The sequence below is a fragment of the Faecalibacterium sp. AF27-11BH genome (assembly GCF_003603005.1).
Classification (GTDB): domain Bacteria; phylum Bacillota; class Clostridia; order Oscillospirales; family Ruminococcaceae; genus Faecalibacterium; species Faecalibacterium taiwanense.
This window is the reverse complement of the sequence record NZ_QVGS01000001.1, coordinates 394714-421677: the sequence shown is the minus strand read 5'-3', so window position 1 is coordinate 421677 and position 26964 is coordinate 394714. Positions and strand designations below refer to the sequence as shown.

Genomic DNA, 26964 nt, shown 5'->3' with positions numbered 1-26964 from the left:
AAATGTTATTCTGCGGCACCAATGCGCTGGCAGATGGCCTGATACAGTGCATCGGCGCAGGTATCGACCTGGTCGTTGACCAGCTTCAGGGTGAATTTATCCTGCTGGGCCAGCTCCTGCCGGGCGGTGGCAAGACGTTCCTGAATGCTGTCCTCGGTCTCGGTGCCGCGGCCCCGCAGACGGCGCTCCAGCTCCTCCACCGACGGCGGCAGCAGGAACACGGTGGTCGCGCCCGGGAACATGCGGCGGATGTTCGCTGCGCCGTGCACATCGATGACCAGAACGACCACCTTCCGGGCTGCAAGGCGCTTGTCCACCTCTTCGCGCAGGGTACCGTAGTAGTTGCCGTTGTAGAAGTTGTGCTCCACCACCTGATCGTTCTCGATCAGCTGCTGGAACTGCTCCCGGGTGCGGTAATAATAATCCACGCCCTCCTGCTCACCGGGACGCGGTGCGCGGGTGGTGGCGGAAACAGTCTTTTCGATCTCCGGGTGTGCTTCGCGCAGTGCCTTCACCACGCTGTCCTTGCCGGTACCGGCCGCGCCGGAGACCACAAACAAATATTTATCGTTCGCCATGGGTCTGTTCCTCCTCTGCTGGTGTTTTGCCCTCCTGTCCTGCCGCACGGTTGGCCACCGTTTCCGGCTGAAGCGCCGAGAGCACCACATGATCGGAGTCCATGATAAGCACTGCACGGGTGCTGCGGCCATAGGATGCATCGATCAGCATTCCGCGCTCCCGCGCTTCCTTTACAAGGCGCTTGACCGGGGCGGAGTCCGGGCTGACCACTGCCACCACACGGCCTGCACTGACCATATTGCCAAACCCGATGTTGATGAGCTTCATAAACCCCTCCGAATTTTCTGTATCACTCCAGATTCTGGATCTGTTCGCGGATCTTTTCGATCTCCGCCTTCATATCCACCACGATGCGGGTGATATCCAGATCCTGACACTTGGAGCCGATGGTATTGGTCTCGCGGTTCAGCTCCTGCGTCAAAAAGTCCAGCTTGCGGCCCACCGGCTCGTCCAGCTTGAGGATATCGCGGTACTGCGCAATGTGGCTGCGCAGGCGCACCGTCTCTTCATCCACAGCGGTCTTATCGCCAAAAATAGCGGCCTCGGTCAGCACGCGGGCATCGTCGATATCGCGGTCCTCCAGAATGACCTTGAGCTTCTCGTACAGGCGGTTGGTGTAGGCTTCCACGCGGCCTGCGCTCAAAGTCTCCACCCTGCCCACGCACTCCTCGAGGAAGTTCAGACGGTTTTCCACGTCTGCCTTCATCTTGGCACCCTCGGCGGCGCGCATCTCCACAAAGCGGTCCAGCGCCTGTGCGGTAACGGCAGAAACATCTTCCCACAGCTGTTCCTCGTCCACATCCGCGTGGCGGGTGGTGAGCACATCCGGGAAGCGGGTCAGCACGCCCGCAGAGATATCGTTCTTGACACCCAGCTGTTCCGAAATATCCCGCATGGCCTGCTGGTAGCTGCGTGCCAGCTCCATGTTGACGGCCACCACCGTATCGGCAGCGTCCACATTCTGCACGGTCATGCTCAGCTCCACCTTGCCGCGGGAAATGCGCTCGTTGAGCTGCTTTTTCAGGCGGCTGTCCAGATAGCTGCAGGTGCGCGGGATGCGCGAAGAATACTCAAAGTAGCGGGAATTCACGCTGCGCAGCTCCACCGTGATCTCACGGCCATTGCGCACAGCAGTCCCCCGGCCAAAGCCGGTCATGCTTAAGATCATAACGCTCTCCTGTTCTTACATTTTCAGTGTTTCAGCTTACAAGTTTCGGTATACGTATCCGCCTTTGGGTACACAAACCCATGTTACGATACATATAGTTTCATTTTACTATTCTTCGGCCCAAAATTCAAGGTGCACTGTTGCGTGCCGCCGCCAAAACCGGCCGCAATACACGGTGCAAAGCAAAAAAGCTCTGATACAAAATCTTCCGATCCTGTATCAGAGCCTGTTTCAGTTGGTTTTATATACGCAGGTCACGCTGTTCTGCAGCAGATTTGCGTTCAGCAGTGCGCGCTCCACCCAGTGGATATTGTCCGCAATGGTATCGCGGGAGACACCGTATTCTGCCGCAATGTTCTCCATGCTGCGGTACTCGCGGCGGTAGAGCAAAGTCAGCACCAGCTTATCCTGCATTGTGATCTTGGTAAAATGCGGCCTGCGCCGGTGCTCCTTGCAATAAGCCGCATTCAGTGCTTCCAGCATCTGGGCAAATTCCTTCCGGGTGATGCCGAAGGTAAATTCATAATCCTGCTCTGTAAATTCCGCAAGGCGCTGTGCCGTGATGCTTCTCATGCAGATCACCTCTTCTTTTTCCGGGGATGCCCGGGTGTCGGCTGCATCCATTTTGATTCATTATAAAATGGATGGATTTTCATGTCAATGAGCCGCCGCCCATTTTTGGGGCCAGATCCGGTGCAAAACACAAAAAGGAGCCTCCCGCCGCAAAAGCGAGAAGCTCCTGAATCCGTTATGAAAGATCAGACGGGATGAGACTGATTGGTGTAGTCCACATGGTCGCCGTCCACGCCCTGCTTCTTGGCATTGCGCTTTTCAAAGAACTTGGGTGCCACCTGCGGGAACATTGCGTAGGTCAGCACATCCTCTTCCTGCGTTGCCCACTTGGCAGCCTCTGCCTTCAGCTTGTCCATCTCAGGAGCCAGAGTATCAGCAAAGCGGCAGGTAATGGGCTGCTCGTCGCCCAGGATCTTCTTGGTGAACTCGGGCTTGATGGGAGCGGGAGTCTTGCCGTAATCACCGTGGACCAGACCCTTGAACTCCTTGGTGACCATCTTGTAGCGCTCGCCCAGGATCACGTTGAACACAGCCTGCGTACCAACGATCTGGCTGGTGGGGGTGACCAGCGGCGGATAGCCTGCATCCTCGCGGACGCGGGGGATCTCTGCCAGCACTTCGTCCAGCTTATCTTCCTTGCCGGCATCCTTCAGCTGTTTGAGCATGTTGGAGAACATGCCGCCCGGCACCTGATACAGCAGGGTGTTTGCATCCACGCCGAGGCTCTTCGGGCTGATCTGGCCGTTGGCAATGTACTTCTCGCGCAGCTTTGCAAAGTATGCGCGCACAACGTTCAGCTGCTTCAGATCCAGACCGGTGTCGTAATCGGTGCCCTGCAGGGCAGCGACCAGACTCTCGGTGGGCATGTGGCTGGTGCCCAGGCTCAGGGGGCTCATGGCGGTATCGATGATGTCGGCACCTGCCTCGATGCCCTTCAGGATGGACATGGAAGCCAGACCTGCGGTGTAGTGGCTGTGGATGTCAACAGGGATGCTGACGGTCTCCTTCAGCTTTTTCACCAGATCGTAGCAGGTATAGGGGGTCAGCAGACCGGCCATATCCTTGATGCAGATGGAGTTTGCGCCCATCTCCTCCAGGGTCTTGGCGTAGGCTGCAAAGTACTCGTTGTTGTGCACGGGGCTGAGGGTGTAGCTGATGCAGCCCTGCACATGAGCGCCTTCCTTGTTGGCTGCCTTGATGGCGGTCTGCAGGTTGCGCGGATCGTTCAGTGCATCGAAAATACGGATCACGTCGATGCCGTTTGCAACAGACTTCTGCACAAAGTACTCAACGGCATCGTCTGCGTAGGGGCGGTAGCCCAGCATGTTCTGGCCGCGGAACAGCATCTGCAGCTTCTGGTGGGGCAGTTCCTTGCGCAGGATGCGCAGGCGCTCCCACGGGTCTTCGTCCAGAAAGCGGATGCAGCTGTCGAACGTAGCGCCGCCCCAGCACTCCACGGAGAAGTAGTTGATCTTATCCATTTCCGGCAGGATGGGACGCATCTCATCCATGGTCATGCGGGTGGCCAGCAGAGACTGGTGGGCATCGCGCAGGACGACCTCAGTAACCTTGATCGGCTTTTTGGCCATGATTGTCACCTCTCCCTTAGTTCATGGAAACCAGAACGTCACCGGAGTTGACGGTGTCGCCCTTGTTGACGTTGATGGAAGCCACAGTGCCATCCTGCGGAGCAACGATCTCGTTCTCCATCTTCATGGCCTCCAGGATCACCAGCACGTCGCCAGCCTTCACGGATGCACCGGCCTTGACCTTGACATCCAGAATGTTGCCGGGCATGGGAGCCTTGACGGCAACGGCACCAGCAGCGCCTGCAGCAGCCTTGGGAGCAGCAGCGGGAGCCGGAGCAGCCTTAGGAGCAGCGGGTGCGGCAGGAGCTGCAGCAGCAACCGGAGCAGCACCAGCGGCAGTCTCCTCCACGGAGACGCTGTAAGCAACGCCATTGACGGTAATATTGTAGTACTTCATGGAAGGATCCTCCAAATCAAAATCGTATCAAAAAGATTTATACAGACGATTACAGAGCCATGTTGCCGTGCTTCTTGGGCAGGCGGGCAGCACGCTTGGTGCTCAGCAGTTCCAGTGCGGCAACAACGCTTGCACGCACATTGGCTGCATCGCAGGTCAGGTCAGCAGCGCCGCAGGCAACTGCATTTGCTGCGCTGCACACCTCGGCGGTGTAAGCAGCAGCCTTTGCGTTGGTGGCTGCAATGATGTTGTCGGAAGCATCGATCTCTTCCTTGTACAGGACGCTGACCGCTGCGCTGGGTTCCAGTGCGCTGACGGTGCAGCCAGCCACGGCAATGCGCAGATCGGCAGCAGCCAGAGCGGTGTAAACAGGGCCGACGGCCTTGCCAGCCAGCACAGCCACCTTTGCGGTGGTAGCGTCGGCATAGGTAGCAGCCAGACGGGCAGCCTCACGGATGCCGCCTGCAATGTCGTCGGTCGCGCTGGGCACAAAGCCCTCGGTATCCACAATGGTGATCACCGGCACGCTGAAGGCATCGCACAGACGCACAAAGCGGGAAGCCTTGGCCACGCAGTTGTGGCACAGGGTCTTGCCGGTGGCCACAACGCCCACGGCGTTGCCGCCCACGGTGGCAAATGCGGTGTAAACAGACTTGCCAAAGCCTGCATACAGCTCCACAGCGCTGTCCTTATCGACCACGGCAGCAGCAGCCTTTGCAGGCTCTGCACCGGCAGCCAGAGCAGCAGTGGGCTGCTCGAACTCAAAGATCGCAGGGCCGGTCAGGTTGTTGGCCGGCAGCAGGCCCACGATGTGAGCAGCCTTCTCGGCAGCTTCCTCAGCAGTGGGTGCCACAATGGCGGCCACGCCAGCCTTTGCAGCGGCGGCTGCGGTGCCGGCATCGGCCACCTTGTCGCCCTTGGCAGCAGAGGTGAACGGAGCGGTGAAGAACAGCTCTGCGCCCTCAGCCATGATGCAGACATCTGCATTGGCAGCGCTCAGTGCGCTGGTGCCGCCGCAGACACCCAGAACAACAGCCACCTGCGGGATCACGCCGGAAACCTTTGCGATCTGCGCATTCAGCTTTGCGCTGGCGGTCAGCACGTCCAGACCCTCAGCCAGCTTTGCGCCGACGGAGTTATAGAAGGTGACGACCGGGCAGCCAGTCTGAGCTGCCATCTCCAGAACTTTGATGTTCTTTTCAACATCCTTTACGGTAACAGCTTCGCCGTTCTGGTAAACAGCGTAAGCCTGCTGACCTGCCGCATAGCCGCAGGCAGCGCTCACTGCACCGTCAGCAAACAGTGCAGTGTATTCCCCGTCATCAAAAAACTTGGCGAGGATTTCTCCCTTATTGATCTTTGAAGCCATGGTAAGACCTCCTGGTTGTCTGTGTGAGCTTTCAAAATTAGTTTTATTATACTGAATTTTCCATAAAAATGCAAGAGATTCTATAAAAGTCCATGCGAATCAACATCTGTCGCGCAGAGTTCTACAATTTTTTAACGAGTCATCGTTCCTCCGCTTTCTCGCCTTTTTTCGGGCATTTTGCACCGCACACTCAGCTGCCAAAAAATCTCTTTTAATTTTGTGGATTCTGTCTGCCCCTGCTGCATTTTATTTTATAAGAAGTTATGTTACACTATATTTAATATGTAAATTTTTTTCGCAGAACAGCCCGCCGGGAAGCTTCGGGGCGGGTCATTTTGCAGAATATAAAAGGAAGGCCATGTCAAATTGAAAGATCTGTTCACTTCACTCCGCGCCTCCAACGAAACCTACAACTCCATGAAGCACTCCGCCCGGGCTATCATCCGCCGCGCCGAGATCCCCCTGCTCGCGGTCATCGTCCTGTATAAGGCTGCAACGAACCTGCTGTTCGTCCCCCTGATGCAGCAGCTCTGGTCGCTCACGCTGCGGTTCGCACCCATGCACTACCTGAGCAACAACAATGCTTCCGATATCTTTTCCTCCCCTGCGATCATCCTGTGCATCACGCTCATTGCCATCCTGACCGCGTTCTGGGCGCTGTATGAGTTTTCCGTCCTGCTGCATGGGCTGGATCTTGCCCGCAAGGGCGAAACGATCCGCCTGCCTGCCCTGCTGCGCACCTCTCTTGCAGATATCCGCCACGCATTCCTGCCGCAGAACTGGCTCGTTCTGGTCTACAGTGCCGTGCTGATCCCGTTCACCAATTTTTTCCTCGCCTGTAACTATATCACGCAGCTTGCCGTGCCGGAATACATCATAGGTGTCATCCGGGCAAACAGCCGGTATTACCTGCTCTATCTGGCTGCCGGTGCTGCCCTGCTGTTCCTCTGTGTCAGCTGGGTGCTGGTGCTGCCGCTGTTCGTGCTGGAGCGCAAAAGCCTGTGGCAGTCGGTAAAGGAAAGCTTTTGCTGCATCCGCAGGCGCGTCTTCCGTGCTTTTCTTTTGCTGCTGCGCTGGAACCTCTCGGTCGTCCTGCGTTCCCTGCTGCTGACGGCAGCGGTTGCCGTGCCGCTGTACGGCATCATCATTGCGGTCGGGCTGCAGAGCACACAAGCCATGTTTGCACTGTCCCGCGCGGCGCTGGCCATTGAGATGCCGTTCTTCCAGTTCCTGATCGACTGCGCCATCACCATGGCGCAGTGCACGATCCTCGCCATGCTGCACTGCCGCCTGCGGGAGTCTCTCCCCTCTGAGCCGGAGCCGGTCCAGAGCGGAAAGCATCACCGTTCCACCGGCAGGCTGCTTTTGGGTGCATCGGTTGCGGGTGCTACTCTGCTCACCTTTGCGCTGGCATTCTGTTACCTTGCCCTGCCCAGAGACGACGAGCTGCTCTCCATGCTGGGCGGCGTTGCGCCGGTAGTCACCGCGCACCGCGGCTACTCCGCTGCCGCACCGGAAAACACCCTGCCCGCTTTCCAGCTGGCCATCGATCAGGGCTGCGAGTGGGCCGAGCTGGATGTGCAGATGACCAGGGACGGCGTGGTCATGGTGACCCACGATACCAGCCTGCGCCGCTGCACCGGCCGCAACGAGAACATCTACGACCTGACCTATAACGAGGTTCGTAAGCTGGATGCCGGGCGCTGGTTCGGCCAGAAGTACACTGGTGCCAAAGTTCCCACACTGGAAGAAGTGCTGGACCTGTGCAAAGGTAAGATCCAGCTGAACATTGAGATCAAGCCCAATGCCGCCACCCCGGAGCTGGAAGCGGAAACCATCCGCATCATCCGCGAAAAAGGCTTTGCGCAGGACTGCACCATCACCTCGCAGAGTTATGAGACCCTCTGCAAGGTCAAGGAGCTGGCACCGGAGATCCGGACCGGCTATATCCTTGCACTGGGCGTGGGCAGTTATTACGATCTGCCTGCCGCAGATTTCTTCAGCGTACAGTCCACCTTTATCACCTCCGGTATGGTGCAGCAGATCCATAAGCGCAGCAAGACGATCTCCGCATGGACCGTCAACCGCGAAGAGGATGCCAGCGAACTGCTGAGCATCGGCGTGGACGACCTGATCACCGATAAGCCGGATATGATCCAGCAGCTGCTGAGCGAGGATGCCGACCTTGACAACAGCCTCGTCCTCCTGCGCGACTTCATCCGTGACCTGTTCGCTCCGTCCGATGTCGATGAACCCACTCCTGAGGAAGAGACCATCGAAGAAGCCATCGAGGACCCGGACGAATTGCTGGATGCATCGTAATCGCGGCAAACATCAAGTATTCTGTTAAACTACCCGTACACACATAAAAAGCCCCCTGCCAGTTCATCACCGGCAGGGGGCTTGCAAGTTTACCTGATCCAGTTTTATCAAGTAAGATCATTCCAATTCGGTAAGCTTGGATCTTTACAAAGCAATTTATTTCATAAATCGGTACTGTGAACAAATCACTTACATTCCTTCTTCATAGCAGAATAACCGATGAGAACGGTCCACACATAGGCACAGGTCTTGGGGATCATCAGCATACCGATCATGGGGACGGTATTGGCCCAAAGAACAACGGGAATGTAGAACCCGAAGCTCAGCACGATGGTCATCCACATCCAGCGAAAAGCCGCGTCGTTATGCTCCTTGGCGCTGCGGTAGAACAGCACGATGATCAGCAGGCCCATCAGTGCAAAAGGAATGTTACGGTAAATGCCCCAGGACAGCGGGGATTCGGCGCTCAGCCACTGGTTCTGCGGCATCATGCACAGGATAACACGCACGGCAGCCAGACCGTAGATGGCGGCAGTCAGGCCATTGTTGCCCTTGACCCGGTAGCGCTCACGCCATACATAGTACAGCAGCACATAAAAGACAGTCATTGTCACAGAGGTGATCCACTTACCCAGACCCAGGGGGACGGTAAAGTTTTCAAAGCCCGTGGTGCATAGAGCCAGAGCACGGGGAATCAGATGGAACGAGTCGCCGGCACCCAGAACGACAGCCATCAGGCCGAACAGCTTGAACTGGTGGCTGCCCTTGCAGCCACGAATCATCAGGATACCGATGGTGATGACGGATACCAGATACACAGCATCAAAAACAGTTTCTACGATTGCTTGCATAGTTGATTGCTCCTTGTTGATAGATTAAATTGATTGTAACACTGCATTTTTTTGCAGGGCCGACTTCGTTTTTACGGTCATCAAGGGCTTGCTCGGCAAAGTTGCATCCAAAACGCAGGATGTTGAAGCTTGCATTCCTCCACACAAGACAGGCGAGCAGCAACAGGATATTGCGATGAACTTTCCTAGGAGTGTCTCCCTTGAGTGAACAGTGTTCATTTTGGACATTATAAAATTCCCACAGCAGTGTGGGAAGAAAATGCAGTCAATATAAGGTTCTGCGCACGATTTCCAGCACAGCGGCGGGGTCGTAGTCCTGCCGCAGCAAGGCAGACAGCATCAGCGAAAATAGAACATCGGCAAATTTTTCAACGGTGAATTGCGCGTTAAAAGCGTCCGGACGGATTTTGGTATCCTGTTGCAGCACCGTACACAGACCATTTAAGATATGGTGCCAGATTTGCTGCATGTGCCGTTTGCCATCGGCCTTGTCCTCCTGCATAAAGCCGAGAGAGTGCAGTGTGAAGAATCCAGGATACTGCTCACAGCCGTAGGCCATGCGCTCGTACATCCATTTGACACAGGTCTGCACATCCTGAAATACAGCCTCGTCCTGCGGGCGGTGGAAAATTTCGCACCAGACGCTCTCGACCGTGGCGCTGATAAGCTCAGCCTTGGAGTCATAATAGTTGTAGATCGAGCCGACCGAGACCCCGCATGCCGAGGCGACAGAACGGATACTGACCGCCGCCCAGCCCTTTTCCCGGATAAGCTCACGGCTGTTTTTTAAGATATCTTCCTTGGAGGTTACGATTGTATTCATGTGGTCACCCTCAATATGAACAATGTTCATTTTTATTATACTGCCCGTTCCCACTTTGTCAAGAGGATTTCATAAAAGGTTTATATTTTTGTGGTTCTCCCTTTGAGCCATGTTCACGAATGGAAAATATGAATCAGCTGAAAGTTTACAAACCCAACACAGGTTTCTGCATTGGCTACGGGGGACAGATGGCCGACCACCCATGCGCTGACCTCGTCTCCTTCCATCGACTTCAAAGCCTCGCTCAAAAATTCCAAATTAAAGCCGATTCGCAGGTGCTCTTCCAGCTTTCCGTTGAAGGAAAATTCCTCATTCATCTGTGCAATCGTGCTACACATTGATGCTCTGCCCGTGCCGCCGGATTCAAGATCCATTATCACCCCACTGTCAGGCAACAGCGCCTTATTTTCGATAATGTCACGGTCATTTCTTAATGTCAATAATGTCAAAAAGACCCCTGAAAGTTTCGATTTCTCGTCACTTTCAGGGGTCTTTCAAATTATTCTCAAATGTTAAACCGCGAAGGCTCGTTGAATTATAATTCTGTGTGCTTTTTCGCAGCTTAATGTCAAACTAATGCCACAGCGCGATTTTTCTTTCGATTTTTGCTCATAGCAACGTTGAAAGTTCGCGTAATTCCATTATTCGAGCTCAATGGTTGCCGGCGGCTTACCGGTGCAATCATAGAACACGCGGTTCACATGCTTGACCTCATTGACGATGCGGCTGGTGACAGTGCCCAGAACATCCCAAGGCATATTATAGCTCTCCGCGGTCATAAAGTCGGTGGTGGTCACAGCACGCAGCGCCACAGCGTAATCATAGGTGCGCTCGTCGCCCATGACGCCCACACTGTGCATGTTGGTCAAGGCTGCATAGTACTGGCTGATCTCCTTATCCAGACCTGCCTTTGCGATCTCCTCACGCCAGATCGCGTCGGCATCCTGCACGATTGCCACCTTCTCAGGTGTCACTTCGCCGATGATGCGGATGCCAAGACCCGGGCCGGGGAACGGCTGACGGCTGACCAAATATTCGGGCAGGCCCAGCTCACGGCCGGCCTGACGCACCTCGTCTTTGAACAGGTTGCGCAGCGGCTCCACCAACTCCTTGAAGTCCACGGTGTCGGGCAGACCGCCGACGTTGTGGTGGCTCTTGATAACAGTGGACTCACCGCCCAGACCGCTCTCAACGACATCCGGGTAAATGGTACCCTGTGCCAGGAAATCCACCTTGCCGATCTTCTTGGCCTGCTCTTCAAACACACGGATGAACTCTTCGCCGATGATCTTGCGCTTGCGCTCCGGCTCGGTAACACCAGCCAGCTTTGCAAAGTAGCGTTCGCGGGCATCCACACAGATAAAGTTGATATCAAAGCCGTTGGCATTGCCCGGGCCGAATACAGAGCAGACCTCTTCCTTCTCGTTCTTACGCAGCAGACCGTGATCCACGAACACGCAGGTCAGCTGCTTGCCGATGGCCTTAGCCAGCATAGCTGCCAGAACGGAGGAATCCACGCCGCCGGACAAGGCGCACAGCACCTTGCCATCGCCGATGCGCTCACGCAGGGCCTTGACGTTGTTCTCCACAAAGGAGTCCATCTTCCAGTCGCCGGTGCAGCCGCAGACGTTGTACACGAAGTTGCGCAGCATCTTCTTGCCTTCCGCAGTGTGCAGCACTTCCGGGTGGAACTGAACTGCGTACAGTCCCTTCTCGGCGTTCTCTGCCGCAGCTACCGGGCAGTTGACCGTGTGAGCAGTGATTTTAAAGCCGGGCGCTGCCTGCTCAATATAGTCGTTGTGGCTCATCCAGCAAATGGTGGAGGGCTGCACATCGGTGAACATCTTGCTGTTCGTGTCCACGAACACCTCAGTCTTGCCGTACTCGCGCTCCGGTGCGCGGCAGACATGGCCGCCCAGCAGATGCATCATCAGCTGGCTGCCGTAGCAGATGCCCAGCACAGGCACACCCCAGTTGAAGATCTCAGGGTCGATCGTGGGGGAATCCTCCAGATAAACGCTGTTGGGGCCACCGGTAAAGATGATACCCTTGGGGTTCTTTGCCTTGATAACCGACAGATCGGTTTTATAGGAATAGATTTCACAGTAGACATTGTTCTCGCGGACGCGGCGCGCGATCAGCTGATTGTACTGGCCGCCAAAGTCCAGCACGATGACAGTTTCATGCTGCATGAAGTTCTCTCCTCCCTTATCCATTCAATGTGTTTCTACAGATAAAATCAGTATAGCACATCTGCCAAATAAAAGCGACATCATTTGTGAATTTTCCTGTTTTTATTTTTCACGTATGGGATGCCGCAGAACTGTTTTCAGTGTTCCCGGTGCAGCGCGGCGAGGATCACTCAGATAAATTTCGTGGTGGAAGCGTGTCTCTGAAAAATCAAGCCTATACCCCTGCTCTACGGCAAAGGCATCCATCTGCGCCAGCGTTTTCGGTTCTTCATCATAAGGGCCGATATGCAGGCACTGAACGCAAAGTCCCTCATCATAGGTCAGGAATTCCGCCTTGGAAAAATCCTTTTTCTTTTTGGCCGTTGCTTCCTGTACGGCCCAATCAAACGCTTCCGGCGTCACGAATTCTGGCAGTCGGATCATGGATGTCCACTCAAATGTTTCTTTATGTGCATAGTCAACGCCATCCACGCCCTTCTGATGCCACAAGCCCTCCAACGGTGGAACCACATATTCAAAATAGCCGTCCATCTTGTGGCTGCCCTTATAGCTCATTTTGATGGTGAAAGCAATGCCGTACAGCACTCCCATAGCCTCCTGATAGGCTCCACCCGGAGCATTCGGGTCGCCCTTGCCGTGCACTGCCACAAAATTCATACGCGGTATCGTAATCAGATGCGGTTTTTTCGGCGGGAGATAAAATTCCCTGTACTCTTTCTTATAATCAAACGGCATTACTCTTCACACCTTCCAGAAGTTCTCGCTGCTTCTTTTTGCTGAATTCCCTCAGCACCAGCCGATAGGACTTTTCCAGCATTTCCTTTTTCAGTATACCAGAACAACCTTGTTTTGTAAACAAAGAGTTGTGACATGCCGCAAAAAAAAATCCCCTGCCCTTACGGACAGAGGATCTAAAGCAAAAAGAGACCTTCCCACTCTCCGGAATGGGAAGGTCTCTCGTAAGTTTAACCTTTAGCCTTAGGAAAGGCGCGAAGGGTCAAAATCACTCAATGATCTTGCCAACAACGCCAGAACCAACGGTACGGCCACCCTCACGGATAGCGAAACGCAGGCCCTCTTCCATAGCGACAGGGGTCAGCAGCTCAACGTGCATCATGACGTTATCGCCGGGCATGCACATCTCAGTGCCTTCGGGCAGAGTGATGATACCGGTCACGTCGGTGGTGCGGAAGTAGAACTGAGGACGATAGTTGGAGAAGAACGGGGTGTGACGGCCGCCTTCGTCCTTGGTCAGAACGTACACCTGAGACTCGAAGGTCTTATGGGGGTGCACGGAACCGGGCTTAGCCAGAACCTGACCACGCTCGATCTGGGTACGATCAACACCACGCAGCAGAGCGCCGATGTTATCGCCAGCCTCAGCGAAGTCCAGAGACTTACGGAACATCTCCAGACCGGTGATGGTGGTGCTCAGACGATCGGGCTTGATGCCGACGATCTCCATAGCATCGCCAACCTTAGCAATACCACGCTCAACACGACCGGTTGCAACGGTACCACGGCCAGAAATGGTCATGACATCCTCGATGGGCATCAGGAAGGGCTTGTCTTCCTCACGATCGGGGTTGGGGATATAGGTGTCAACAGCGTCCATCAGCTCCTTGATGCAAGCATACTCGGGAGCATTGGGATCGGTGGAGGTAGACTCCAGAGCCTTCAGAGCGGAACCACGAATGATCGGGGTATCGTCGCCCGGGAAGTCGTACTCGCTCAGCAGCTCACGGATCTCCATCTCGACCAGATCCAGCAGCTCTTCGTCGTCGACCATATCGCACTTGTTCATGAACACAACGATATAGGGCACACCGACCTGACGAGCCAGCAGGATGTGCTCACGGGTCTGGGGCATGGGACCATCGGTAGCAGCAACGACCAGAATAGCGCCGTCCATCTGAGCAGCACCAGTGATCATGTTCTTAACGTAGTCAGCATGGCCCGGGCAGTCAACGTGAGCGTAGTGACGAGCGTCGGTCTGATACTCAACGTGAGCGGAGTTGATCGTGATACCACGAGCACGCTCCTCAGGAGCCTTATCGATGTTGGCATAATCCATGAAGTCTGCGTCGCCCTTCAGAGCCAGGTACTTGGTGATAGCGGCGGTCAGAGTGGTCTTGCCGTGGTCAACGTGACCGATGGTGCCGATGTTCACATGCGGCTTAGAACGGTCGAACTTTGCCTTTTCAGCCATTGGAATATCCTCCCTTAATTTAGGTTTTGATATTTGGTTACAACAACCCTGCAAGATGCAGACATTGCATTGCAAGGCTATTCTACTAAATTTGCCCTGTAAAATCAAGTGCTTTTACAGGAAATTTTGCCGAGGCTACACTACCCCGGCAAAATTCACTTTAAATTTAAGGCGATCAGCCCTTGGTGCGGCCAGCAATGATCTGGTCAGCAATGTTCTTGGGCACCGGCTCGTAGTGAGACGGCTCCATGACATACTGGCCACGGCCCTGAGTCTTGGAGCGCAGGTCGGTAGCGTAGCCGAACATCTGAGCCAGAGGCACAAATGCATTGACGCGCTGAGTACCAGCCATAGCTTCCATGCCCTGGATCTGACCACGGCGTGCATTCAGGTCGCCGATAACATCGCCCAGATACTCATCGGGAACGATAACTGCAACCTTCATGATAGGCTCAGTGATGATAGGATCAGCCTTGCGCATAGCATCCTTGAACGCCATAGAACCAGCAATGGAGAAGGCCATTTCAGAGGAGTCGACCTCATGATAAGAACCATCCCACAGGGTAACCTTGACATCAACGACAGGATAGCCAGCCAGAACACCGGACTTCATAGCACCCTGGATACCGTTGTCGATAGCCGGGATGTATTCCTTCGGGATGGCACCGCCAACGATGGCGTTGACGAACTCGTAACCCTTGCCGGGCTCGTTGGGCTCGATCTTGATCTTAACATGACCGTACTGGCCCTTACCACCGGACTGACGTGCGTACTTGGTCTCCTGGTTGGCCTCTTTGCGGATGGTCTCACGGTAAGCAACCTGAGGTGCACCCACGTTTGCTTCAACCTTGAACTCACGCAGCAGACGGTCAACGATGATCTCCAGGTGCAGCTCGCCCATACCGGCGATGATGGTCTGACCGGTCTCTTCGTCAGTGTAGGTCTTGAAGGTCGGATCCTCTTCGGCCAGCTTTGCCAGCGCGATGCCCATCTTCTCGTTGCCGGCCTTGGTCTTGGGCTCGATGGCAACGCGGATAACAGGCTCGGGGAACTTCATGGACTCCAGAATGATGGGATGATTCTCATCACACAGAGTGTCACCGGTAGTGGTGTTCTTCAGACCGACAACAGCAGCGATATCACCTGCGTAGCAGCAGTCGATATCCTTGCGGTGGTTAGAATGCATCTGCAGGATGCGGCCCATACGCTCCTTGCTGTCCTTCACGGAGTTGTAGACAGTGGTACCTGCCTCAACCTTACCGGAGTAAACACGGAAGTATGCCAGCTTACCAACGAACGGGTCGGTAGCGATCTTGAAGGCCAGAGCTGCGAAGGGAGCGTCGTCAGAAGACGGACGGGTCTCCTCTTCCTCAGTCTCGGGATTCACGCCCTTGATGTCAGGGACATCGGTAGGAGCGGGCATATAGTCAACGATAGCGTCCAGCAGCTTCTGGACACCACGGTTCTTGTAGGAAGAACCGCAGACAACGGGAACCAGCGTGTTAGCGATGGTCTCCTTGCGGATCGCAGCCTTCAGCTCGGCACGGGTGATCTCCTCGCCCTCAAGGTACTTTTCCATGAGCTCTTCGTCGTTCTCAGCAACAGCCTCGATCAGGATGTTGTGATACTCCTCAGCCTGCTCACGCATATCCTCAGGAATGGGCTCGGTACGCATGTCGTTGCCCATGTCGTCGTAGTAGACCTCAGCGTTCATATCGACCAGGTCAACGATACCGCGGAAGGTATCCTCCTGACCGATAGGCAGCTGGATTGCCACGCCGTTTGCGTGCAGACGATCGTGCAGCATCTTGATGCAGCGGAAGAAGTCGGCACCCATGGTGTCCATCTTGTTAACGTACACCATACGGGGAACCTTATACTCGTCAGCCTGACGCCAAACGGTCTCAGACTGCGGCTCAACACCGCCCTTTGCAGCCAGAACGGTCACAGAACCGTCCAGCACGCGCAGGGAACGCTGGACCTCAACAGTGAAGTCCACGTGGCCCGGGGTGTCGATGATGTTGATGCGGTGACGGTTCTTCTTGAATGCAACCGGATCCTTCTGGGTCTCAGAGTGGCTCCAGTAGCAGGTGGTAGCAGCGGAAGTGATGGTGATACCACGCTCCTGCTCCTGAACCATCCAGTCCATGGTAGCGCCGCCATCATGAACTTCGCCGATCTTGTGGTTGATACCGGTGTAGTACAGAATACGCTCGGTAGTAGTAGTTTTACCAGCATCAATGTGGGCCATAATGCCGATATTTCTCGTCATCTGAAGAGAAACTTCTCTGGGTGTAGCCATGAAATTAACCTCCTACAGAACAGATCAATAACGGAAATGAGCGAAAGCCTTGTTAGCCTCTGCCATCTTGTGAGTATCCTCACGCTTCTTCACGGCGTTACCAGTGTTGTTGGCAGCATCCATGATTTCAGCAGCCAGACGCTGAGCCATGGTCTTCTCACCACGGCTGCGGCTGTAGGCAGTCAGCCAGCGCAGACCCAGGGTCTCGCGGCGAGCCGGGCTGACTTCCAGAGGAACCTGGTAGTTAGCACCGCCAACGCGGCGGGTCTTGCACTCGAGGCTGGGCATGATGTTCTCCATCGCCTTCTCGAAAGTCTCCAGAGGATCGTTGCCGGTCTTCTCCTGAATCATGGAGAAAGCTTCGTAAACGATCTTCTGAGCGACGCCCTTCTTGCCATCCAGCATAACGCTGTTGACCAGACGAGTGACCATCTTGGAATTGTAAATAGGATCAGCTAAGACATCGCGCTTAGCAATGTTACCTCTTCTAGGCATCTTTCTTCCCTCCTTCACAGAATGATATCATCGGTACTCGAAAGTAATAAAACTCCCGTTGTGTCACAAAGAGCTGACCTTTACATAAACTGTTGCCCTCCGCTTTGCAAGCGGACTTGTTATTTATATAATGGAAAGCCGTTTATGGCGGTTGTCCTCAATTACTTCTTTGCAGCACCGGCCTTAGGACGCTTTGCGCCGTACTTGGAGCGGGCCTGATTACGGCCTGCCACACCCTGAGTATCCAGGGTACCACGGATGATGTGGTAACGCACACCGGGCAGGTCCTTAACACGACCGCCACGGATCAGCACGACGGAGTGCTCCTGCAGGTTATGGCCGATACCGGGAATGTAAGAGGTGACCTCGATACCATTCGTGAGGCGGACACGAGCAACCTTACGCAGAGCAGAGTTGGGCTTCTTGGGGGTCATGGTACGAACAGCAGTGCAGACACCACGCTTCTGGGGGCTGTTCAGATCAGAATACTGTTTCTTCTGAGAATTGTAGCTCTTCAGCAGTGCGGGAGCGGTGCTCTTGGTAGCCAGAACCTGACGACCCTTGCGTACAAGCTGGTTAAAAGTAGGCATTTTGTTTCTCCTTTCTTAATAATGCACATCGGACTTTTTCCGACTTTTTTGCCGCACTATCCCCATGAGGGATGCGCAACAGTTATATAATACTCGCTTTACAGGCGGATGTCAACAGTTTTTGCAAAGTTTTTTGCATTTATTCCAGATTTTTTCTTTCAGCATTTTTTCGACGCAAAACGCACGGTTTTCTCCCCTGTTTCCGCTTTTCCGGGCATATAAAAACCGCCCTGCAGGCGGATGCCCACAGAGCGGTCCATTGTTTTATTTTAGAAGAAGGAGCTTTGCTTACTGTGCAGCAGCTGCCAGTTCAGCAGCGACCTCAGCATCGCGCTCAGCCTCACGGTTCTTCAGATCCTCACGGACTTCCGGCAGACCAGTACCTGCGGGGATCAGCTTACCAATGATGACGTTCTCCTTCAGGCCGGCCAGCGGGTCGACCTTGCCCTTGATGGCAGCTTCGGTCAGCACGCGGGTGGTCTCCTGGAAGGATGCAGCGGACAGGAAGGAGTCGTTTGCCAGAGCAGCCTTGGTGATGCCCAGCAGCACCTGCTGGTACTCAACCAGCTTCAGGCCCTCTTCACCAGCGTCGATGCGCTGCTGCAGATCGGCGTTGATGCTCTCCACTTCCAGACGGCTTGCCAGTGCACCGCCGATCAGGTTGGAAGAACCGGAATCAGTCACGCGCACCTTGCGGCACATCTGACGGACGATGACTTCGATATGCTTATCGTTGATCTCAACGCCCTGCAGACGGTAGACCTTCTGAACTTCGTTGATCAGGTAGTTCTGGACATCCTCCAGACCCTTGATTGCCAGAATATCCTGCGGATACAGAACACCTTCACGGGTGATGATGTCGCCCTTCTCCACACGGTCACCCGGCATCACGCGGGAATGCTGGGTGAACGGGATGGAGTAGCTCTTTACGACCTCGGCACCGTTCTCGTCCTTGCCGGTCACCTTGATAACGACATTCTTCTTGGTATCGTCCTGAGAAACGACACCAGAGATCTCGCTCATGATGGCCATGCTCTTGGGACGGCGGCTCTCGAACAGCTCTTCAACACGGGGAAGACCCTGCGTGATATCTTCAGCAGATGCGATACCGCCGGTATGGAAGGTACGCATGGTCAGCTGAGTACCAGGCTCGCCGATGGACTCTGCGGCGATAACGCCGACAGACTCGCCCAGACGGACCGGCTCGCCGTTTGCCATATCGGAACCGTAGCAGCGTGCGCAGACACCGGTCTTTGCACGGCAGGTCAGCAGGCTGCGGATCTTCAGCTTGGTAATGCCAGCAGCCTCGATCTCGTTTGCATCGTACAGGTCGATCATCTTGCCTTCCGGCACGATCACCTTGCCGGTGACGGGGTTGACCACATCGCCCACAGCAAAACGGCCGATCAAGCGCTCGCGGAAGCTCTCGATCTTCTCCTTGCCCTCGTGGATCTCAGACACCCACAGGCCGTCGGTGGTGCCGCAGTCGATCTCGCGCACAATGACATCCTGAGAGACATCGACCATGCGGCGGGTCAGGTAACCGGAGTCAGCGGTACGCAGAGCGGTATCGGCCAGACCCTTACGGGCACCACGGGCAGAAACGAAATATTCCAGAATATTCAGACCTTCACGGTAGTTGGCACGAATGGGCATCTCGATGGTGTGGCCGGCGGTGTTTGCCAGCAGGCCGCGCATGCCGGCCAGCTGCTTGATCTGGTTCATAGAACCACGAGCACCGGAGTCAGCCATCATATAGATCTCATTATCCTTGGGCAGGTTGTCTGCCAGAGCCTTGGAGACCTTATCAGTGGTAGCCTGCCAGATGGCGATGGTCTGGTTGTAACGCTCGTTGTCGGAGATCAGGCCGCGGTTGAACAGCCTGCCGACCTTTGCGATCTGCTGGTCAGCCTCAGCGATCAGTTCCTGCTTCTGCGGCGGGATCACAGCGTCGCACACAGCGACGGAGATTGCAGACAGAGTGGAGTACTTGTAGCCCTGCGCCTTGATGGCATCCAGCATCTTTGCACACTTGCGGGTGCCGTTGCGGGTCATGCAGCGGGAAATGATGTCGGGCAGAGTCTTCTTGGTCACGCGGAAGCTGACCTCGTACTCCAGCCAGTGCTCGGGATCAGTACGGTCGATATAACCCAGATTCTGAGGAACAGGGTTATTGAAGATGATGCGGCCGACGGTGGCTTCCACCAGACCGGTGCGCTCCACGCCGTCAATGGTCATGGTGCGGCGCACCTTGATGGGTGCGTGCAGGGTAACGATGTGCTCTGCATAAGCCATCAGGGCTTCGTTCTCATCGCGGAACACCTTGCCTGCGCCCTCGTCATTTTCACGAACGGTGGTCAGGTAGTAGCTGCCCAGGATCATATCCTGCGTAGGCACGGTAACAGGTGCGCCGTCAGAGGGTTTCAGCAGGTTGCCAGAAGCCAGCATCAGCATCTTGGCCTCACGGCAGGCATCCTCGCCCAGAGGCAGATGCACTGCCATCTGGTCACCGTCGAAGTCGGCGTTGAATGCAGTACATGCCAGCGGGTGTAGCTTGATTGCACGGCCCTCCACCAGCACCGGGTTGAAAGCCTGAATGCCCAGACGGTGCAGGGTAGGTGCACGGTTCAGCAGAACGGGGTGGCCCTTGATCACAGTCTCCAGGCTGTCCCACACTTCGGGCTTAGCGCGCTCCACCATCTTGCGGGCGGACTTGATGTTGTTGGCAATGCCCTTCTCCACCAGATCCTTCATGACAAAGGGCTTGAACAGCTCCAGAGCCATTTCCTTGGGCAGACCGCACTGATCCATCTTCAGCTCAGGGCCGACGACGATAACAGAACGACCGGAGTAGTCAACACGCTTGCCCAGCAGGTTCTGACGGAAGCGGCCCTGCTTGCCCTTCAGCATATCGGAAAGGCTCTTCAGTGCGCGGTTGTTGGGGCCGGTGACCGGACGGCCGCGGCGGCCGTTGTCGATCAGGCTGTCCACTGCTTCCTGCAGCATACGCTTCTCGTTGCGCACGATGATGTCGGGAGCGCCCAGCTCCAGCAGACGGCGCAGACGGTTATTGCGGTTGATCACGCGGCGGTACAGGTCGTTCAGGTCGGAGGTGGCAAAACGGCCGCCGTCCAGCTGGACCATGGGGCGCAGGTCAGGCGGCAGAACAGGCAGCACATCCATGACCATCCATTCAGGACGGTTGCCGGAAATGCGGAATGCCTCAACTACTTCCAGACGCTTGAGGATGCGCACGCGCTTCTGGCCGGAGGACTTTTCCACCTCGGCAGTCAGCTCTTCACTCAGCTGATCCAGATCGATCTCCTTCAGCAGATCCTGAATGGCCTCAGCGCCCATAGCAGCCTCGAACTCATCACCGTAGTGGTCGCGCATCTCACGATACTCGCTCTCGGTGAGCAGCTGCTTCTTTTCCAGACGGGTAGCGCCCGGATCAGTGACGATATAGCTTGCAAAGTACAGCACCTTCTCCAGCAGGCGGGGGCTGATGTCCAGCATCAGGCCGATGCGGCTGGGGATGCCCTTGAAGTACCAGATGTGGCTGACGGGAGCGGCCAGCTCAATGTGGCCCATGCGCTCACGGCGGACCTTAGCCTTGGTCACTTCAACGCCGCAGCGGTCGCAGATCTTGCCCTTGTAGCGGATGCGCTTATACTTACCGCAGTGGCACTCCCAGTCCTTGGTAGGTCCAAAAATGCGCTCACAGTACAAGCCGTCGCGCTCCGGCTTCAGGGTACGGTAGTTGATGGTCTCAGGCTTTTTGACCTCGCCGTAGCTCCAGTTGCGGATCTGCTCCGGGGAGGCAAGGCCGATCTTGATGGAATCGAAAACGTTGTTTTCCATGAAACGAACCCTTTCTTAATCTCTAGTTGTCTCGATGATACAGGCGGCTTTCTTGTTCAGGCCACAGGCCCCTCTCCCCTGCCGCAGCACGCGGAACAGGGGGCTTGAGGCTTGTGTTCTTTGTCTGATCAGAAATCTACTTCGTCAGAAGAAGCGGGAGCTTCGGCACCGGAGTTATTGTCCTCCAGCACAGAAGGATCATCGAAACCGGCATCGGCATCCTTAATATTATAATCGTTGAGCAGTTCGCTCTCCTGCACGACGTTCTCAGTGCCGGCAACATCGCGCATATCAAAGCCGGTCTCTTCGTCGTCGAAGTTCTGACGCATGTCGATCTCGTTGCCGTCCTTGTCCTGAACAACAACGTCCAGACCCAGAGACTGCAGTTCCTTCAGCATAACGCGGAAGGACTCGGGGATGCCGGGCTGCGGGATCGGCTCACCCTTAACGATGGCCTCGTAGGTCTTCACACGGCCCTCCACGTCGTCGGACTTGACGGTCAGGATCTCCTGCAGAGTGTAAGCAGCGCCGTAAGCTTCCAGTGCCCAGACTTCCATTTCGCCAAAGCGCTGGCCGCCGAACTGGGCCTTGCCGCCCAGAGGCTGCTGAGTGACCAGAGAGTAGGGGCCGGTAGAACGTGCATGGATCTTATCATCGACCAGGTGATGCAGCTTCAGGTAGTACATATAACCGACGGTAACGCGGTTATCGAACTTTTCGCCGGTGCGGCCATCGTAAACGGTGGTCTTGCCATCGCGGTCCAGCTCGATCTTGGAGAAGTCGATGATGTGTCCCTTCTCACCCATGATCTTGGGGAGCTTCGTGGGATATGCAGGAGCATTCTCGCCATGCCACATCTCGCGGGCGGTATCAAAGGTATCGCCGATGTCGTTCTCACGAGCAGAGTCGAAGACGGGAGTCATGACCTTGATGCCGCATGCCTTAGCAGCGTAGCCCAGGTTGACTTCCAGCACCTGACCGATGTTCATACGGGAAGGCACGCCCAGAGGGTTCAGCACGATGTCCAGCGGGGTGCCGTCGGGCAGGTAGGGCATGTCCTCCTGCGGCAGAATGCGGGAAACGACACCCTTGTTGCCGTGACGGCCTGCCATCTTATCGCCAACGCTGATCTTGCGCTTCTGGGCAATATAGCAGCGGACGACCTCGCGCACGCCGGGCTGCAGTTCGTCGCTGTTCTCCGGGGTGAACACCTTGACATCCACAATGATGCCGTATGCACCATGGGGCACGCGCAGAGAAGTATCACGCACTTCGCGTGCCTTCTCGCCGAAGATGGCGCGCAGCAGGCGCTCTTCAGCGGTCAGCTCGGTCTCGCCCTTCGGGGTGACCTTACCGACCAGAATGTCGCCGCTCTTGACCTCGGCACCGATGCGGATGATGCCGCGCTCGTCCAGATCCTTCAGTGCATCCTCAGAAACGTTGGGGATATCACGGGTGATCTCTTCGGGTCCCAGCTTGGTGTCGCGGCTCTCGGTCTCGTACTCTTCAATATGAATGGAGGTGTACACGTCCTCGCGCACGATCTTCTCGTTCAGCAGAACGGCATCCTCGTAGTTGTAGCCTTCCCAGGTCATGAAGCCGATCAGAGCGTTCTTACCCAGAGAAATTTCGCCGTTGCGCATTGCAGGGCCGTCGGCCAGCACCTGACCGGCCTTGACGCTCTCGCCGACCTCCACGATGGGACGCTGGTTGATGCAGGTGCCTGCGTTGGAGCGTGCGAACTTGACCAGAGGATAATCCTCCAGCTCGCCCTTGTTGTTGCGCACAACAACATGGTCGGCATCCATCTTCTCAACGATACCGTCATTCTTTGCCAGAACAGCGGTGCCGGAGTCGGTAGCAGCCTTGTACTCCATACCGGTAGCAACGATGGGCTGCTGGGTGACCATCAGAGGCACTGCCTGACGCTGCATGTTGGAACCCATCAGAGCACGGTTACAGTCATCGTTCTCCAGGAAGGGGATGCAGGCGGTAGCAACAGAGACCATCATTCGCGGAGAAACGTCCATGTAATCGACTTTCTCTGCATCAATTTCAAGGATCTCGTCGCGGCGGCGGGCAGAAACGCGGGGACGGATGAAGTGCTTGCCCTCATCCAGCGGCTCGTTGGCCTGTGCCACAACGTACTCGTCCTCGACATCAGCGGTCATATACTCGACCTCGTCGGTGACGACCTGTTCCTTCAGGTTGCCGTTCTCGTCATAGATCTTCTTGACCTTGCGGTACGGAGCTTCCACGAAGCCGTACTCGTTGATCTTGGCGTAAGATGCCAGATAGGAGATCAGACCGATGTTGGGGCCTTCAGGAGTCTCGATGGGGCACATACGGCCGTAGTGGCTGTAGTGAACGTCGCGGACCTCGAAACCTGCGCGGTCACGGCTCAGACCGCCGGGGCCCAGAGCAGACAGACGGCGCTTGTGGGTCAGCTCAGCCAGCGGGTTGTTCTGATCCATGAACTGGGACAGCGGAGAAGAACCGAAGAACTCCTTGATGGCTGCCACCACCGGACGGATGTTGATGAGGGCCTGCGGGGTGATGACGCTCTGATCCTGGCTCTGCAGGGTCATGCGCTCACGGATGACGCGCTCCATGCGGGAGAAGCCGATGCGGAACTGGTTCTGCAGCAGCTCGCCCACGCTGCGGATGCGGCGGTTGCCCAGATGGTCGATATCATCGGTGGTGCCAATATTGTGGCCCAGACCGTTCAGGTAGTTGATGGAAGCCAGAATATCGGCGACCGTAACGGTGCGGCCGATCAGCTGGTCGTGGTTGCGGCGCAGCATCTCCTTCTGTTCTTCCACATCAGAGGTGGTGTCGAGGATCTTCTTGATCTCATCAAAGGAGCAGCGCTCGTTGATGCCGCACTCCTTCACGTCGAAGGAGAAGAAGCCCTGTGCATCCACACAGCCGTTGGTGATGACCTTGACCTTCCGGCTCTCTTCCTTCATGGGATCGTCGAGCTTCAGCACGACCAGATTCACACCGGCATTGTCAGCCTTCTCAGCCAGCTCGCGGGTGATCTTGGCACCAGCCTCGATCAGGATCTCGCCGGTCAGCGGAGCGACCACATTCTCAGCAGCCACCTGACCGGTGATGCGGCGTGCCAGAGACAGCTTCTTGTTCATCTTATAACGGCCGAAACGAGACAGATCGTAACGGCGCGGGTCGAAGAACAGCATGTTGATCTGGCTGGTAGCAGACTCCACCGTGGGAGGCTCGCCGGGGCGCAGCTTGCGGTAGACTTCCAGCAGGCCCTCTTCCTGATTCTTGGTGGTATCCTTTTCCAGAGTAGCGAGGATGCGCTCATCGTCGCCAAAGAAGTTCAGGATGTCCTCGTTGGTGGACAGGCCCAGTGCACGGCACAGCACGGTGACAGGCAGCTTGCGGTTCTTATCGATACGGACATAGAACACATCGGAAGCATCAGTCTCGTACTCCAGCCATGCACCGCGGTTGGGGTTCATGGTGGCGCTGTACAGGTCGTTGCCCACCTTATCCTTGGCATCGCCGTAGAACACGCCGGGAGAACGCACCAGCTGGCTGACGATAGCACGCTCTGCACCGTTGATCACAAAGGTGCCGGCATCGGTCATCAGCGGGAAATCGCCCATGAAGATCTCCTGATCCTTCACTTCGCCGGTCTCCTTGTTCAGCAGACGGGCGGTGACGCGCAGGGGTGCTGCATAGGTCACGTCGCGCTCCTTGCACTCCTTGATGCTGTACTTCGGCTCCTTATCCAGGCGGAAGTCCACAAAGCTCAGTGCCAGATTGCCGGTGTAGTCCTCAATGGTGCCGATATCGTGGAAGACCTCTTTCAGGCCCTCGTCCAGGAACCACTGATAAGAGTTCTTCTGGACCTCGATCAGGTTCGGCATACTGATGACTTCGTCGATGTGGGAGAAGCTCATGCGCTCGGTTTTGCCGAGCTTTACGGGCTTGACTTTCATCATAAAATCAACCACTCCTTACTTTTATACTCTACGGGATGTCGTATACACGGGTCAAATTTGAGCAGACACACATAATTCGACCCGCGTCGAAGGGAACCTTTCGGCGTTTTTCACAAACTTTTCGGTTTGACCCGTCCAGCCGCCGCCTGCGTATTCCCCTTTTTGGCGCACTAGTCCATTATGTGATACTAATGCAGTATACACCCTAAAAGCCTTGCTGTCAAGCCATTTTTCAGATTTTTGCCAAAACAAATTTATTTTTTCTTTCATTTTCGTACGCCCGGCAGCGTGTTGTATTTTGCTGTTTTAGGGCTTGATTTTTTTATTTTGCACGTTCCTGTTCATAATCCCCTTGTGCAATTTGTCTATCTTTGCCCTTGTGTTTTGTCGTATTACTTTTACAGTCGGATATGCCCGTTTTCCCTTGCGGCCCTTTTTTGTGAAAAAGCAGCTCAGAAAAGCTCGCAGGCTTTTCTGAGCTGCAAATATAAAAATAATGTTTCCTCTAATATTGCCAGAGCGCAAGCGGCGGCAATTATAATCGTTCACTCATCCAGATAATCCCGCAGACGCTTTGCACGGCTGGGATGCCGCAGCTTGCGCAGGGCCTTGGCTTCGATCTGCCGCACCCGCTCCCGGGTTACATTAAACTCTTTACCCAGCTCTTCCAGCGTGTGTGCCCGGCCATCCTCCAGCCCGAAGCGCAGTGCGATCACCCGCTCTTCCCTCGGTGTCAGGCTTTTGAGCACGCTGAACAGTTCCCGCCGCAGCAGCTGCCGCCCGGCTTCATCCACCGGGACACCTGCATCCTCGTCCTGAATAAAATCTTCAAGGTGGGCATCCTCTTCCTCGCCCACCGGCGTTTCCAAGCTGATGGGGTCCTGCGCCAGCTGCAGCAATTCCCGCACACGGTCCGGCTCCATGTCCAGCTGAACAGCGATCTCTTCCGCGGTAGGCTCCCGGCCATTTTTCCGCAGCAGGTCACCCGTCGTCTTTTTGACCCGGTTGATGCTCTCCACAAGGTGCACCGGGATGCGGATGGTCCTCCCCTGATCCGCAATGGCGCGGGTGATGGACTGACGGATCCACCACGTGGCATAGGTGGAAAATTTGAAGCCGCGCTCCGGTTCAAACTTTTCCGCCGCCTTCATCAGACCGAGATTGCCTTCCTGAATAAGATCCAGAAACGGCAGGCCCCGCCCTGCATAGCGCTTTGCCACCGACACCACCAGCCGCAGGTTCGCTTCGCTGAGCTTCCGCCGGGCATCCTCGTCCCCGGCCTGCGCGGCACGGGCAAGCTCCGTTTCCTGTTCTGCTGTCAGCAGCGGCACCCGGCCGATCTCCTTCAAATAGGCCTTTACCGGGTCGTCCAGCGCCACCCCCTCTGCCGAAAGCTCATGTTCCAGCCTGCCGATCTGCGTTTCATCCAACGCAGGCAGGTCCGCTTCCTCTTCGGTCAGGTGCACGCCGCGGTCCTCCAGTGCCGTATACAGCTCATCCAGCTGCGCCACATCGTAATCCTGTTCGTCCATGGCACGGCTGATCTGCTCCGGTGTCAGGGCATGGTGGCGTGCCCGCGCGGCCAGTGTTCTGGCCAATTCCTCCGTTTGCGACAATTTCTGCATGGTTCCTGCTCCTTTCCTCTCCTGCTCCAGCCGGAGGGGAAAGCGGGG

The 26964-nt window shown here is 55.8% G+C and carries 21 protein-coding genes; 1 reads left to right on the top strand and 20 read right to left on the bottom strand.

Features of this window, described 5'->3' with window-relative positions; translation table 11 throughout:
- Nucleotides 1-5 precede the first annotated feature (5 nt).
- The 7 genes from gmk to DWY76_RS01880 all read right to left on the bottom strand — a co-directional run bounded on the left by gmk (nucleotide 6) and on the right by DWY76_RS01880 (nucleotide 5675).
- Nucleotides 6-578, bottom strand: coding sequence for a guanylate kinase (gene gmk / locus DWY76_RS01910; protein WP_005940248.1), 573 nt, complete (start codon nucleotides 576-578; stop codon nucleotides 6-8).
- Nucleotides 565-846, bottom strand: a complete 282-nt coding sequence (locus DWY76_RS01905) for a DUF370 domain-containing protein (protein ID WP_005940246.1) — start codon at nucleotides 844-846, stop codon at nucleotides 565-567. The genes gmk and DWY76_RS01905 overlap by 14 nt, the downstream gene beginning before the upstream one ends.
- 22 nt (nucleotides 847-868) lie before the next feature.
- Nucleotides 869-1747, bottom strand: coding sequence for a YicC/YloC family endoribonuclease (locus tag DWY76_RS01900; RefSeq protein ID WP_097774851.1), 879 nt, complete (start codon nucleotides 1745-1747; stop codon nucleotides 869-871).
- Nucleotides 1748-1978: 231 nt separating this feature from the next.
- Nucleotides 1979-2371: a transposase family protein gene (locus tag DWY76_RS01895; RefSeq protein WP_005940239.1), complete on the bottom strand. Its 393-nt coding sequence runs from the start codon at nucleotides 2369-2371 to the stop codon at nucleotides 1979-1981.
- A gap of 134 nt (nucleotides 2372-2505) precedes the next feature.
- On the bottom strand, nucleotides 2506-3909 hold the full coding sequence (locus tag DWY76_RS01890; RefSeq protein WP_005940236.1) for an oxaloacetate decarboxylase subunit alpha: 1404 nt from the start codon (nucleotides 3907-3909) through the stop codon (nucleotides 2506-2508).
- 16 nt (nucleotides 3910-3925) lie between these two features.
- Nucleotides 3926-4306, bottom strand: a complete 381-nt coding sequence (locus DWY76_RS01885) for a biotin/lipoyl-containing protein (protein WP_005940233.1) — start codon at nucleotides 4304-4306, stop codon at nucleotides 3926-3928.
- A 49-nt stretch (nucleotides 4307-4355) separates the two neighbouring features.
- Nucleotides 4356-5675, bottom strand: a complete 1320-nt coding sequence (locus DWY76_RS01880) for a carboxyl transferase domain-containing protein (RefSeq protein ID WP_005940230.1) — start codon at nucleotides 5673-5675, stop codon at nucleotides 4356-4358.
- Nucleotides 5676-6041: 366 nt separating this feature from the next.
- On the opposite strand from DWY76_RS01880, the gene DWY76_RS01875 reads away from it, so the two are divergent.
- A complete protein-coding gene (locus DWY76_RS01875; protein WP_243111887.1) occupies nucleotides 6042-7997 on the top strand; it encodes a glycerophosphodiester phosphodiesterase family protein in 1956 nt (651 codons plus the stop codon).
- A 185-nt stretch (nucleotides 7998-8182) separates the two neighbouring features.
- On the opposite strand, the gene DWY76_RS01870 is transcribed toward DWY76_RS01875, so the two are convergent.
- From DWY76_RS01870 to rpoD, 13 genes are all read right to left on the bottom strand, one after another.
- Complete coding sequence (locus DWY76_RS01870; RefSeq protein ID WP_120079531.1) at nucleotides 8183-8848, bottom strand: hypothetical protein; 666 nt, start codon at nucleotides 8846-8848, stop codon at nucleotides 8183-8185.
- Nucleotides 8849-9113: 265 nt separating this feature from the next.
- Nucleotides 9114-9671, bottom strand: a complete 558-nt coding sequence (locus DWY76_RS01860; RefSeq protein WP_097781913.1) for a TetR/AcrR family transcriptional regulator — start codon at nucleotides 9669-9671, stop codon at nucleotides 9114-9116.
- A gap of 113 nt (nucleotides 9672-9784) precedes the next feature.
- The gene (locus DWY76_RS01855) at nucleotides 9785-10120 is read right to left on the bottom strand and encodes a hypothetical protein (RefSeq protein WP_133300776.1); all 336 of its coding nucleotides are present in this window, start codon (nucleotides 10118-10120) and stop codon (nucleotides 9785-9787) included.
- A 192-nt stretch (nucleotides 10121-10312) separates the two neighbouring features.
- Nucleotides 10313-11863, bottom strand: coding sequence for a glutamine-hydrolyzing GMP synthase (guaA, locus tag DWY76_RS01850; RefSeq protein WP_044953447.1), 1551 nt, complete (start codon nucleotides 11861-11863; stop codon nucleotides 10313-10315).
- A 102-nt stretch (nucleotides 11864-11965) separates the two neighbouring features.
- Nucleotides 11966-12598, bottom strand: coding sequence for a GyrI-like domain-containing protein (locus DWY76_RS01845; protein ID WP_120079525.1), 633 nt, complete (start codon nucleotides 12596-12598; stop codon nucleotides 11966-11968).
- 268 nt (nucleotides 12599-12866) lie between these two features.
- Nucleotides 12867-14072, bottom strand: coding sequence for an elongation factor Tu (tuf, locus tag DWY76_RS01835; RefSeq protein ID WP_097778122.1), 1206 nt, complete (start codon nucleotides 14070-14072; stop codon nucleotides 12867-12869).
- A 175-nt stretch (nucleotides 14073-14247) separates the two neighbouring features.
- Nucleotides 14248-16374, bottom strand: coding sequence for an elongation factor G (fusA, locus tag DWY76_RS01830; protein WP_097774838.1), 2127 nt, complete (start codon nucleotides 16372-16374; stop codon nucleotides 14248-14250).
- Nucleotides 16375-16398: 24 nt separating this feature from the next.
- Nucleotides 16399-16869 carry a 30S ribosomal protein S7 gene (rpsG, locus tag DWY76_RS01825; protein ID WP_005930552.1) on the bottom strand — a complete coding sequence of 157 codons (471 nt, stop codon included), beginning with the start codon at nucleotides 16867-16869 and terminating at the stop codon, nucleotides 16399-16401.
- 161 nt (nucleotides 16870-17030) lie between these two features.
- Nucleotides 17031-17459 carry a 30S ribosomal protein S12 gene (gene rpsL, locus DWY76_RS01820; RefSeq protein WP_005940205.1) on the bottom strand — a complete coding sequence of 143 codons (429 nt, stop codon included), beginning with the start codon at nucleotides 17457-17459 and terminating at the stop codon, nucleotides 17031-17033.
- Between the two features lie 288 nt (nucleotides 17460-17747).
- A complete protein-coding gene (gene rpoC / locus DWY76_RS01815) occupies nucleotides 17748-21320 on the bottom strand; it encodes a DNA-directed RNA polymerase subunit beta' (protein ID WP_120079523.1) in 3573 nt (1190 codons plus the stop codon).
- 128 nt (nucleotides 21321-21448) lie between these two features.
- Nucleotides 21449-25291: a DNA-directed RNA polymerase subunit beta gene (locus tag DWY76_RS01810; protein ID WP_120079521.1), complete on the bottom strand. Its 3843-nt coding sequence runs from the start codon at nucleotides 25289-25291 to the stop codon at nucleotides 21449-21451.
- 51 nt (nucleotides 25292-25342) lie between these two features.
- Nucleotides 25343-25561: a hypothetical protein gene (locus tag DWY76_RS13905; protein ID WP_165852548.1), complete on the bottom strand. Its 219-nt coding sequence runs from the start codon at nucleotides 25559-25561 to the stop codon at nucleotides 25343-25345.
- Nucleotides 25562-25836: 275 nt separating this feature from the next.
- On the bottom strand, nucleotides 25837-26916 hold the full coding sequence (gene rpoD, locus DWY76_RS01805; protein WP_120079519.1) for an RNA polymerase sigma factor RpoD: 1080 nt from the start codon (nucleotides 26914-26916) through the stop codon (nucleotides 25837-25839).
- Nucleotides 26917-26964: the final 48 nt, after the last annotated feature.